The following is an 11,683-nucleotide window of genomic DNA, read 5'->3' on the forward strand; positions in this document are numbered from 1 at the left end:
TAAAATGAGTGTCAATGTGAAGCAACTGGCTGCGGAGAAAGCCGTAGAATATGTGCAGGACGGCATGAAGGTGGGACTGGGTACCGGTTCTACCGCCTATTGGGCCATCCGTAAGCTGGGAGAGCGCGTGCAGCAGGGTCTGAAAATTACCGCTGTCGCCACTTCCCGGGCTTCCGAGGATCAGGCGCGCGAGCTGGGGATTCCGCTGGTTGCTTTTGGCGATATTGACAGCCTTGATCTGACAATTGACGGTGCGGACGAATTGGACGGGGATCTCCAGCTGATTAAAGGGGGAGGCGGGGCTCTGCTCCGTGAGAAAATCGTAGCTATGGGCAGCACCCGCATGATTGTTGTTGCTGACGAGAGTAAAGCGGTGCAGACGCTTGGTAAATTTCCGCTGCCGGTAGAGATCGTTCCCTTTGCCTGGGAATGGACGATAGCGAAGCTTGCGATGCTCGGCTGCAATCCGGAGCTTCGCCGAAGCGGCGATGAGCTTTACAAGACGGACAACGGCAATTATATTGCCGACTGCCGGTTTGAAGTCATAGCTTCCGCTCCTGAACTGGCCTTATCGCTGCAGGGTATTTCAGGTGTAGTGGATCACGGGCTGTTCATCGGAATCGCCAGCATGGCGATTATCGGCAAGAATGACGGCAGCATCGAAATTATCGAAGGTGAGACCCATCTCTAAACCGCGAAAACAACGAAGCAGTCCATCACGTACCGGAAGCTCACAGAGCCGTCCGCGGCTGCAGCTTGGGAAATGGATGTTGCTGTTTCTGTACAGTGCGGCCGTGATATACTGGATGTTTCTTGGTTTTGGACGAACGGTCCAGACGGAGGGGCCGCTGAAATATAATCTGGAGCTGCTTCGTACCGTGAAGCTTTATTTTAATCTGGATAACGGGGTATCCGCCACCGGCAGATTGATTAATCTCGTTGGCAATGTGGCCGTATTCATTCCGTTTGGCGTGTTATTCCCGTTGCTGCTGAGAAAATTCCGTTCCTTACTTATACTGACCTTATGGGCAGTTCCCAGTATTTTGCTGCTGGAAATCTTTCAGATGCTGCTGCGGGTCGGCAGCTTCGATGTGGATGATCTGCTGCTCAATCTAATAGGTGTATGGGTAGGATATTTACTGCTTCGCATAAATAAACACATTTAGGAGGATTAACATTTATGCTGATAGATCTGAAGCAGCGCGTCGGAACAGCGGAAGTGGATGAGCTGCTGTCTTACGCCGTAATCGATGAACCGGATGCGCTGTGGCGCGCTTCAGCCGAATACAGCAAGCATGCTACGCTGCAGCTGTGCGGCTGGGAAGAAGAGGGGCTGCTGCTAGGCCTTGTAGGCTTTGAAGAGACCGAGGACGGTTCACTGGACATCCGCCACATTGCTGTTCTGCCTGAGAACAGAGGCAAGGGCTATGCACGCGGCATGATTCTTGAGCTGCTGACTGCCCGTCAGCCGCGTTACTTGCTTGCAGAGACTGAAGATGAGATTGCTGCGGACTTTTACCGGGCGTTGGGTTTCATGGTGTACAGTCTTGGCGAGAATCCGGCGGGCATCGAGATGTTCCGCTGTGTGTATGAAGTAGAAGCGACCGAGGACGAAGAATAAAAGGCACTCAGCTGGTGCCGTTCAAATGAAGCTATCCGGGAGTCCATCCCGGGTAGCTTTTTTGTTGTTTTTGGGGAGTGAATGTTTCCGCAGACAGGAGCCCGTCTCGGGTTGACTTTTTAGGCAGATGACAATATAGTTTTACTGTGAAACTATTCTACTCGTGAACTATTATTGGGACAGGAGGCAGCAGTGTTGAATGAAGATGCAGAACGGTGGATAAACCGCTACGTGGATGCCTATCTCGTAGTGACAAGGCAGATCAATGCCCGGATCAAGGAGCGGATGGCCGAAGGTCTGACGAGCGATCAGTTTCTGATTCTGCGGCTGATCAAAGGCCAGGAAATGTGCACCTCCACCTATCTGGCGGAAGCCGTATGTGTCGGCAAGAGCTCAATTACCGCAATTATCAACCGGCTTGCTGAAGCGGGAATGATTGAACGCACCCGTGATGAGCATGACCGGCGCCAGGTATACTTGTCGCTCACGGAGCTGGGGGAGCAAGTATATCAGCTGGCTGAAAAACAGGTAAAGGAAGTGATTTCTCCTTATCTGCTTTATTTTATGGAAGAAGATATCGAGAAATTCATCACCATGTTTGAGAAGCTGGCATTTTTAATGCAGGAGAAACAGGAGGGAGAAAAGATTGAAGACCATACTGAAAGCTAGGTGGGCTGTGATAACAGTCTGGCTCGCCGCCGCTGTTGTGTTATTCATGACAGCGCCGGCCATGTCCGATCTGGTTCGTGAGAAGGGGCAAATCTCCGTTCCGGACGGATATACCTCCTCCCGTGCAGCCGAAATTATGCGGGAGGTTGCAGCTGCCAAGGGCGGAGAGACGCTGCATCAGGTAGCCCTTGTGTTCAATAAGCCGGAGGGGCTTAGCGCCGAAGATAAAGAGAGCATCAAGCAAGGCGTGGAGAAACTGGCTGGAGACAAGGAGGCGCTTAAGCTTGACTCCATAACAGATCCTTTTTCGCAGTCAGAGCTGGCGGATACGCTGATTGCCAAAGACGGTAATACCATCATGGTGGCGCTGTCGGTAAAAGGCGGGGAGGAAGAGGTAAAGGCGTTGCCGGAAAAGGTGGATGAATTGCTCGGAGATGTCACTGCCGATCATTATCTGACCAGTGAAGGGCTGATCACCGAAGATACGATTGTCAGCTCGGAAGCCGGCCTGAAGAAATCGGAGTATATTACCGTTATTTTTATTCTGCTGATTCTGTTTGTCGTGTTCCGTTCCTTCGTGGCGCCATTTGTGCCGCTGCTGACGGTGGGACTGAGTTATATTGTATCGCAGTCGATCGTATCCTTCCTGGTTGACCGTTTTGACTTCCCGTTATCGACCTTCACACAAATCTTCATGGTTGCCGTGATGTTCGGGATCGGGACGGATTACTGTATTCTGCTGATCAGCCGCTTTAAGGAAGAAATGGCTACTGCAGAAGATACGAAAAGCGCCATTATCTCAACTTACCGCAAGGCAGGAGGCACGGTGTTCTATTCGGGTCTTGCCGTATTCGTCGGATTTTTGGCAATCGGCCTCTCGAAGTTCATGCTGTACCGTTCAGCGGTGGCCGTGGCGGTAGGGATCGCTGTAATGCTGCTGGCCCTCGTGACTGTAGTTCCCTTCTTTATGGCCGTCCTGGGCAAAAAGCTGTTCTGGCCTTCAAGCAGCAAGCTGGAGCATAGTGAAAGCCGGATTTGGGGCGCTGCAGGCTCTTTCTCGCTGAAAAGACCGTGGGCGGCGCTGCTGATTGTAGCGGCTGTCGTTGCTCCGTTCCTGATCACTTATGACGGGAAGCTGTCTTTCAACAGCATGGATGAAATCGGTCCGAATTACGCCTCGGTGAAAGGCTTTAATATCATATCGGAGAGCTTTGGCCCGGGTGAATCGATGCCGGGTAAAATCGTGATCAAAAATGATGACCGCATGGACAGCTCGGAATATATGGGCCTGGCTGAAAAAATCAGCCGCGAGCTGGAAAAGGTGGACGGCGTCAAGTCCGTACGCAGTATGTCACGTCCAACCGGGGAACAAATCAATGATTTCCTGATTCCGACCCAGGTTGCTACACTGTCAGACGGTCTGGATCAGAGCAATGACGGACTGAACAAGATCCAGTCGGGGCTTGCGGAAGCAAGCAAGCAGCTGAGTGACAACGAGCCCAAGCTCCAGGAGGCCGTATCCGGCAGTGCGAAGCTGACGGAAGGAACGGCGGAGCTCAAACAGGGCATTGCTGCACTTGGCGACGGCCTCTCCCGGATTGAGAGCGGCATTAAGAGCGGCTCTGCCGGTGCAGGAGAGATCAAAGCCGGTCTGGCCCAGGCTGCAGACAGTGCGAAGCAGCTGGCAGATGCGAATGCTGCGCTGCTTGAAGGCTATAAGAAGATTGGCGCAGGGTTGATTGCGCTTGACGGAGGCCTTGGCGGGCTGCAAACCCAGCTTGAGGGTGTGGCCTCCGCATTAACCGGACTGGATGCTTCGTTCACCAGCCTTGAAGGCAGTCATCCTGAACTGCTTCAAGATATGAATTACCAGACGATCAAAGGTACCGTAACTCAAACCGGCACAGGTGCTTCACAGCTTGCAGCAGAGCTCGGCCAGATTTCCGGCCAGCTTCAAAGCGCAGCGGCAGGGTTGACTGAAGCTAACGCCGGTTATGCCAAGGCGGCGGCAGGTCAGACTGCGCTGGCCCAGGGCCTTGAGAAGCTGGTGGCCGGAATCGGACAGCTGCAGACAGGTTTGAACCAGGCGGCAGCCGGCCAAGGCCAGATTGTGGATAAGATTCCGTCGATCAGCAGCGGGCTGGATCAGCTGCAGGGCGGACAACAGCAGCTGGCTGACGGCTTTGGACAGCTGACCGGGCAGATTGGTGAGCTGACCAGCGGCCTTAGCGACAGTGCGGACGGCCTTAAGAAGATTACTACCGGACTAAGCTCTGCCCAGGATTACCTGCAGCAGATTCAGGATGCCAAAGACGATGAGCTGAGCGGATTCTTTGTTCCGGCGGAAGCTATGGAAGCCAAAGGCATGCAGCAGGTGTTTGACACTTATCTGTCTGATGACCGTAAGGTGATGACGCTGGATGTTGTATTTTCTTATAATCCTTACAGCTCCGAAGCGATTGACAGTATGGGAGATATTCAGGCGGCTGTGGACCGTGCGGTTAAAGGTACGAAGCTGGAAAATGCCGAAACAGCCATCAGCGGCGTAACCAGCACCTACAGCGATCTGCAAAAGATCTCTAACGAGGACTATACGCGGACAGTTGTGCTGATGCTTGCGGGTATCTTTATCATTCTCGTATTGCTGCTGCGCTCGGTTATTATGCCGCTATATTTGATTGTATCCCTAGTAATCACTTACTTTACGGCGCTTGGCATTACCGAAGCGATCTTCGTGAATCTGCTGGATCATTCCGGAATTACCTGGACCACGCCGTTCTTCAGCTTTGTAATGCTGATTGCATTAGGAGTGGATTATAGTATCTTCCTGATGGCCCGTTTCAACGAGAACAAAACCTGGGACGTTCGAGAAGCGATTCTGCATGCGATGCGCAACATGGGTACGGTTATTCTGTCAGCGGTAATCATACTGGGAGGCACCTTTGCTTCCATGTATCCATCCGGTGTTTTGTCGATGATGCAGATTGCCACTGTGGTACTCTCGGGGCTTGCCCTGTACGCCTTGGTCTTCCTGCCATTCTTCGTACCAGTTATGGTCCGTATGTTCGGACGCGCGAACTGGTGGCCGTTTGGCGTCAAGGACAGCGGAGAGACAACCAAGCATGACATGCATATGTAAATAAGCAACGAAAGAACCTCTGTGAATCACTGGTGTCCCAGTCATACGCAGAGGTTCTTGTTTCAAAGCATAGAGTTATGTAGCAGTGCACAGCTTAACGCATCTTTGCAAAGTAGCTGCGCAGTGCCCAGCCGCGTTCCTGGCGTTTTTTGTATTTAGGGAGGGTGCGGTAGATTGCCGTGGATTCCTCAAAAGCCCGTTTGGCATCCTCATTCCTGCCGAGTGCCTTATACATAGAGCCGGCAAGGTAGTAGGCTTCACTGGATGAAGACTGAATCTCTTGAAATTGGCTCACGTAGTACAGCGCTTTGTCCTGATCTACACCACGGAACGTCTCCGCGAGCTGAAGATAAGGCTGGCCGTATCGTGCTCTGCGGTTGATCTCAAGTCCCTGCAGCATCTGAGCTTCACCTTCCGGCATCAGGCCCAGCTTCAGATTCACGTATCCGAGCTCCACCCAATATTCGGCGGATTGCTCATACCGGTCGGCGATCTGAAGGAGAAGATCTTTGGATTCACTGTACCGCTTGCGTTCTACAAGCAGCCGGGCCAGTTCGAATTTGGCAGAGACATCGTTTGGATTGAGTGAAATGGTCGTCCGCAGTCTGGAAATTTGCCGGCTTCGCCGGAAGGGTCTGGTGATGCTGGGGAAGATGCCGACATAACGGCGGTCCAGGAAATACAGAATCACCAGCAAAACAATCAAGGCAAGAAAAGGATTGCCCACCAGACGGTATAGCAGTAAAAAGCCCAAGATTTTAAACATGAATTCCCTCCGTTTAAATGGTAACTCCGGATTGGCATTTCGATTACTATCGAACTGCAGAGCAGGGTAATTATACCATATTCCTGCCATATTCCACGATGTCATTTCTAAACGCTGACGCTTTATATTCTATTTAATGAAAGAAGGATAAGAAATGAGTACAGTGACATCATCAATCGAATTACGCCCGCTGGGACAATCGGATCTGCAGGTTTCACCGCTGGGTCTCGGATGCTGGCAATTTAGCCGGGGGAGCGGAATTGTAGGGAAGTACTGGAGTAATCTTGAGGATGCGGATATCCTCGAGATTGTGAAGGCGAGTCTGGAGGGCGGCATGAACTGGGTGGATACAGCTGAAATATACGGGGGCGGCAAATCGGAACAGGCGCTTGCGTATGTGCTGGACCAGCTTAAGCGCGAGGGCAGCGTCCATGCCACACCGCTGATTGCCACCAAGTGGTGGCCGATGCTCCGCACAGCGGGATCGATCACCTCTACCATTGATGAACGTATCCGCTGTCTGGGCGGACGAACTATTGATTTATATCAGATTCACCAGCCCTTTTCGCTATCTTCCATTGCCAGTGAGATGAAGGCGATGGCCGGTTTAGTTAAAGCAGGTAAAATCCGTTATGTTGGCGTAAGCAATTATTCGGCCAAACAGATGACGGAAGCACACCGCCTGCTCCAGCAATACGGCATGTCGTTAGACTCGAACCAGGTGAAATACAATCTGCTGCACCGCAATATTGACCGGAACGGCACGATGGCAGCCGCTAAGGAGCTCGGTATTTCAATTATTGCCTATTCCCCGTTACAGCAGGGCATTTTGACCGGTCGATTCCATAATGACCCCGCACAGATCCGTGCGGTATCCCGCCTGCGGAGGATGCAGTCCGGCCTCGATGAGAAGAGCCTGGCCCGCAGCAAGCCACTGATTGATCTTCTTGCCGTCTTTGCCGGTAAATATGGAGTTACACCGGGCCAGATTGCCCTAAACTGGTTAATCTATTATCACGGCGATACGGTGGCCGCTATACCCGGCGCTTCTAAGGTCCGTCACGCCCGGGAGAATATCGGAGCCATGAGCTTCCGGCTGGACAAGGAAGAGCTGGAACAATTGAATGAAGCCTCATGGGCGGCTTTGAAATAGAATCTATTATAGCTTTGGACCGGATAAACGGTCTGAAGCTTTTTTTATTGGGAAATGCAAAAAAAATGCAAAAAAACTGTTTAGGATTGGAAACTCGGGGTTAATTAAGGGATAAGAAAGTGCGCAACCACGAAAAATGGGTGCAGATTACGGAAGGAGGCTGAACCATTATGAGCATGACAGTACATAATCTTATGGCTTTCAATCATCAGTTTTTTAGACCTCAACCTGTCATCGAGCCCAAGCAGTCCAGAACAGATGAGAAGACGCAGAGCTTCCAGGATATCCTTAACGAGAAGCTGAAGGTCCAGAATCAGATGAAGCGGTAGCCTTGAGAACAACGAAGCAATTATCGCAGAATATTCATGAAATTGAATAGAAGCCGGACATTTTGGCCAAATAGGCCCATTTGTCCGGCTTCTTTGTGTTTCTATAGACTTCGGGGAACTCAACGGCAGTTTCTTAGCATCTGTTGAACAGGCAGAAAGGGTGTCTCACCGTTTGCTCCGGACCCTCTGTGACTTGCGCAGCTTCGGCTCGGCTCCCGGGGGCTGCTTGCTTATCCACTTCAAATATGCAGCAATCTGCTGGTCCTGACGCAGGGCTTGAATGGTGGTCAGGTGCATCCGGACAAGATCGGAATTGGTATAAAGCGCATGTATCTGCCGGTGGCAGGCTTTGCAGAGCAGCGCAGTGGGCTGCATTGCGCCGCCTTGTTCCCGGGGAACAAGATGATGGACCGTAGTAGCCAGCGGTGAACGTCCGCACAATTCACAGGTGCCTGAAGCCTGTCCCTTCATAGTCTAAGGTCTGACCTCGAAGAACTGGCAGGTCCGGCGGGAATAATAAGTCAAGTCGCTTACCCGCGACTGGATAACTACGTCCGAATCCGTGAAGCGGACAACGGTTGCCCCCGAATTTACCAGATGATCATCCTCAAAGACCCGGACAGGCAGTTTATGGTCAATCGCTTCCTGTAAATCGCTGTCGGTCATAAGCGGGCGGTTGATAGGCATGATAGCACTCTCCTTTTAGCGGCGAATAATAGCTGGAAATACAACCAGTATACCTGCGGAGGAGGGATAAATCCAATCCGTTGGCCCAAAGGAATAGCTGCCTGCAGTGTAAACGCAATCACATTTGAACGTAATCGTAAGTATTTCCACCTCAAATCGGAAGTTTGACTCCTCAAAAAAAGATTTCTCCTACGTTACACTAAGTCTTGTAAGAGAAACCTTTGAAAGGGGTACAAAGGAATGAAAAAAGTAAAGCACCTGGCGCTGACGCTTGCGTCCATCATGCTTGTAGGTTCACTTGCAGCATGCGGAGGCAACAACAACGCAGGAAACAATGCTACAAAAGAGAATACAGGTAACAACGCAGCAAGCACTAATGCACCGGCAACAGAAGAAGCAAACGCAGAGCCGGCTGAGAAAGTGGAGCTTTCGTTCTGGACACTCGGTAACGTCAACTATGAAGAGCTGGCGAATGAGTATACGAAGGAGCACCCGAACGTTACGATTAAAATTCAGAATACCGGTGACCAGACGGCACACCACAACAATCTGACGACTGCTTTGTCTGCCGGTTCAGGCGCACCTGATATTTTCCAGCTTGAAATCGGTTTCATGGAGCGCTTTATCAGTGCTCAGGACAAATTTTATAACTTGAACGATCTGGGTGCCAAAGACATTCAGGCTAACTATCTGGACTGGAAATGGAAGCAGGCTTCCTCCATCGACGGCAGCTTCCAGCTTGGGCTTCCGACAGATATCGGCCCTACAGTTGTATACTATCGTACCGATTTGGCTGAAGCAGCCGGTCTGCCAAGCGATCCGGAAGGATTCAGCGCAGCTATCGACACTTGGGACAAATTCGCGGCTGTAGCCAAAGCTTACAAAGACAAAACCGGCAAATATTTCTCCGATTTGACCGATCTTACGTACAACGCATTGCGTGACCAGTCTGCAGATGAAATCTACTTCAGCAAAGCTGACGGCAAATTCATCGGTGATACTAATCCGCAAGTGAAAAAGGCTTATGACTTCACCGTTAAAGGAATTCAAGAAGGCTGGATCAGCAACTATCTGCTGTGGTCGCCTGAGTGGGGCCAAGGTATGAGCGACGGTTCGTTCGCTGTAGTTATGGGTCCTGCATGGATGGCCGGCAACATCAAGAGCAATGCGCCGGATTCTTCCGGCAAATGGAAAATCGCACAGCTTCCTGAAGGTGCCGGCAACTGGGGCGGATCTTTCATCACCCTGCCTAAAGAAGGCAAGCATTCGAAAGAAGCCTATGATTTCATTTCTTGGATGGTCAACAAGGATAATCAGCTCGAATCGTTCAAAACAAAGGGTCTGATGCCTTCGATTCCTGCACTGTATGAAGATCCGGCATTTGTAGATTTCAAAGATGATTTCTTTGGCGGTCAGCAAACGGCAGTTGAATTCGGTAAAGCGGCAAACCGCGTAAAACCGGTATACTACGGACCATTGCATGACCAGACTGACACTTTCTTCAAAAACGCGCTTAAGAACGTGATTGAAAAGAAAGCGGATCCTGCAAAAGAGTGGGACGATGCTGTAAAACAAGCGAAGACCTTGGCTGAACGGAGCTAGGACTCCCCGGCGCCAAGACTGATATGAACCGGATATCCGGATTCCTGGAGAGTAAGCCTCCCCGGGAATCCGGATTCTTCGGAAATGGAGTTTTCTTAATTTCCCTGGAGGTGTGACATGGCAGAACCCGTAATTACGAGTCCGCATGCCGAGAGCAAACGCCCTTTTTTAACTGAACAAAGACGGAGCCGGATTACGGCCTATACCTTCATTTCTCCGTTCTTTATTCTGTTCTCGATATTTGGACTATACCCGATTTTCTTCACCTTTTATTTGTCCTTCTTTAAATGGGATGCACTCAACCCGATGAAGTTTGTCGGCTTCAAGAACTATGATCTGGTCACCAGTGACCCGACCTTCTGGATTTCTTTTTCCAATACACTCATTATGGGGCTTATGGGAACGGTTCCCCAAGTTTTGCTGGCCCTGCTGCTGGCAGTCCTTCTGCACTCAGGGATGACCAAATTCAAAAAAACGTTTCGGATTCTTTACTTCATGCCGAATATTACGTCCATTGTGGCCATTACACTTGTATTCAGCACCTTGTTCGGAAACAACGGAATGATCAACTGGATGCTGAACGGGCTCGGGCTTGATAGCGTAGCCTTTAACTCCGGCTGGTGGGGAGTAAAGATAGCCATATCCACCATGGTAATGTGGCGCTGGACTGGTTACAATGCAATTCTCTTCCTGTCCGGGCTGCAGAGTATCCCGATGGATTTGTACGAAGCCGCCCGCATCGACGGTGCGAACCGCAGACAGCAGCTGTTCTCGATCACTTTGCCGCTGCTTAAGCCCTTCATTATCTTCGTGTCCCTGCAGTCAACGATCGGTGCGCTGCAGCTCTTCACAGAACCTTATGTATTCCTCGGACAGGCGGGCACAGGCTCTACCCGTCAGGAAGGGATTACGATGGTTACGTATCTTTACAGCGAAGCATTCCGCAACGGATTCTTTGGTACAGCGGCGGCCACAGCAGTCATGCTGTTCCTCGTTACAATTCTATTCTCCATCCTTAATATGCTGATTTCCAGAGGCGCAGGCGGAGACACTGGAGGTAAAAAAGCGTGAGTACACTGCGTATATTTAGGAAAAAACAGGATGATCTCGGGTTCTTCGGCAAATTAGGCTTCTATCTCCTCTTGATTATTGGAGCACTCATTTCTGTCTTCCCGTTTTACTGGATGTTTGTCGTAGGAACCAATGACAAGGGTGCTGTGTTTCATGTACCGCCATTGCTGACGGTCGGAGACCAGTTCTTCCACAATTTCAAGCGGGTGCTGGAAAAGGCGGACTTCTTCCAGGCGCTCGGCAACTCGTTGTTTGTTTCGTCAATGGTAACCCTTTCCGTTGTGTTTTTCTGTACACTGGCCGGTTATGCCTTTGCCAAATATGAATTTCCGTTTAAAAACGGGCTGTTTATATTTGTTATTGCCACTCTAATCGTTCCGCAGCAGCTCGGTGTATTGCCTACTTATGTCATTATGGCTAAACTGCACTGGATTGACAGCTATAAAGCGCTAATTGTTCCGGCCATGGTCAATGCCTTCGGGATCTTCTGGATGCGCCAGTATATTTCTACGGCCGTTCCAACCGAACTGATTGAGGCTGGACGGATTGACGGAGGCGGTCATTTCCGAATCTTCTGGAAAATTGCCGTACCTGTTATTACACCTGCAATGGCGACACTGGGCATTCTCAACTTCATGACGGTATG

Annotated in this window: 13 protein-coding genes; 10 read left to right on the forward strand and 3 right to left on the reverse strand. The window is 50.8% G+C overall.

The window, feature by feature from the left end; genetic code table 11:
- Positions 1-4: 4 nt before the first annotated feature.
- From rpiA to AQR02_RS09095, 5 genes are all read left to right on the forward strand, one after another.
- Positions 5-691: a ribose-5-phosphate isomerase RpiA gene (gene rpiA, locus AQR02_RS09075; RefSeq protein ID WP_054940289.1), complete on the forward strand. Its 687-nt coding sequence runs from the start codon at positions 5-7 to the stop codon at positions 689-691.
- Positions 692-767: 76 nt separating this feature from the next.
- A complete protein-coding gene (locus tag AQR02_RS09080; protein WP_054940290.1) occupies positions 768-1,166 on the forward strand; it encodes a VanZ family protein in 399 nt (132 codons plus the stop codon).
- 14 nt (positions 1,167-1,180) lie between these two features.
- Positions 1,181-1,621 carry a GNAT family N-acetyltransferase gene (locus tag AQR02_RS09085; RefSeq protein WP_054940291.1) on the forward strand — a complete coding sequence of 147 codons (441 nt, stop codon included), beginning with the start codon at positions 1,181-1,183 and terminating at the stop codon, positions 1,619-1,621.
- Positions 1,622-1,816: 195 nt separating this feature from the next.
- Positions 1,817-2,290 carry a MarR family winged helix-turn-helix transcriptional regulator gene (locus tag AQR02_RS09090; protein WP_054940292.1) on the forward strand — a complete coding sequence of 158 codons (474 nt, stop codon included), beginning with the start codon at positions 1,817-1,819 and terminating at the stop codon, positions 2,288-2,290.
- Positions 2,268-5,429 carry an MMPL family transporter gene (locus AQR02_RS09095; protein WP_054940293.1) on the forward strand — a complete coding sequence of 1,054 codons (3,162 nt, stop codon included), beginning with the start codon at positions 2,268-2,270 and terminating at the stop codon, positions 5,427-5,429. The genes AQR02_RS09090 and AQR02_RS09095 overlap by 23 nt, the downstream gene beginning before the upstream one ends.
- Positions 5,430-5,523: 94 nt before the next feature.
- On the opposite strand, the gene AQR02_RS09100 is transcribed toward AQR02_RS09095, so the two are convergent.
- Positions 5,524-6,195: a tetratricopeptide repeat protein gene (locus AQR02_RS09100; RefSeq protein WP_054940294.1), complete on the reverse strand. Its 672-nt coding sequence runs from the start codon at positions 6,193-6,195 to the stop codon at positions 5,524-5,526.
- A 154-nt stretch (positions 6,196-6,349) separates the two neighbouring features.
- On the opposite strand from AQR02_RS09100, the gene AQR02_RS09105 reads away from it, so the two are divergent.
- Together AQR02_RS09105 and AQR02_RS32815 are read left to right on the forward strand one after the other, a co-directional pair.
- Positions 6,350-7,348 carry an aldo/keto reductase gene (locus tag AQR02_RS09105; RefSeq protein WP_054940295.1) on the forward strand — a complete coding sequence of 333 codons (999 nt, stop codon included), beginning with the start codon at positions 6,350-6,352 and terminating at the stop codon, positions 7,346-7,348.
- A gap of 170 nt (positions 7,349-7,518) precedes the next feature.
- Positions 7,519-7,677 (forward strand): hypothetical protein, encoded by a 159-nt coding sequence (locus AQR02_RS32815; RefSeq protein ID WP_167347611.1) that lies wholly within the window; start codon positions 7,519-7,521, stop codon positions 7,675-7,677.
- A 165-nt stretch (positions 7,678-7,842) separates the two neighbouring features.
- Here the strand turns inward: AQR02_RS32815 and AQR02_RS09110 are convergent, their stop codons facing one another.
- Positions 7,843-8,148 carry an HNH endonuclease gene (locus AQR02_RS09110; RefSeq protein WP_054940296.1) on the reverse strand — a complete coding sequence of 102 codons (306 nt, stop codon included), beginning with the start codon at positions 8,146-8,148 and terminating at the stop codon, positions 7,843-7,845.
- Positions 8,149-8,151: 3 nt separating this feature from the next.
- Positions 8,152-8,364, reverse strand: coding sequence for a hypothetical protein (locus tag AQR02_RS09115; RefSeq protein ID WP_054940297.1), 213 nt, complete (start codon positions 8,362-8,364; stop codon positions 8,152-8,154).
- A 240-nt stretch (positions 8,365-8,604) separates the two neighbouring features.
- Between AQR02_RS09115 and AQR02_RS09120 the strand changes: the two genes are divergently transcribed.
- From AQR02_RS09120 to AQR02_RS09130, 3 genes are all read left to right on the forward strand, one after another.
- A complete protein-coding gene (locus AQR02_RS09120; RefSeq protein ID WP_054940298.1) occupies positions 8,605-9,966 on the forward strand; it encodes an ABC transporter substrate-binding protein in 1,362 nt (453 codons plus the stop codon).
- 117 nt (positions 9,967-10,083) lie between these two features.
- Positions 10,084-11,037 (forward strand): carbohydrate ABC transporter permease, encoded by a 954-nt coding sequence (locus tag AQR02_RS09125; RefSeq protein WP_054940299.1) that lies wholly within the window; start codon positions 10,084-10,086, stop codon positions 11,035-11,037.
- A partial coding sequence (locus AQR02_RS09130) for a carbohydrate ABC transporter permease (RefSeq protein WP_245237245.1) occupies positions 11,034-11,683 on the forward strand: 650 nt, incomplete at its 3' end. The genes AQR02_RS09125 and AQR02_RS09130, both read left to right, overlap by 4 nt.

This window comes from Paenibacillus ihuae (assembly GCF_001368795.1).
GTDB lineage: Bacteria > Bacillota > Bacilli > Paenibacillales > Paenibacillaceae > Paenibacillus_AQ > Paenibacillus_AQ ihuae.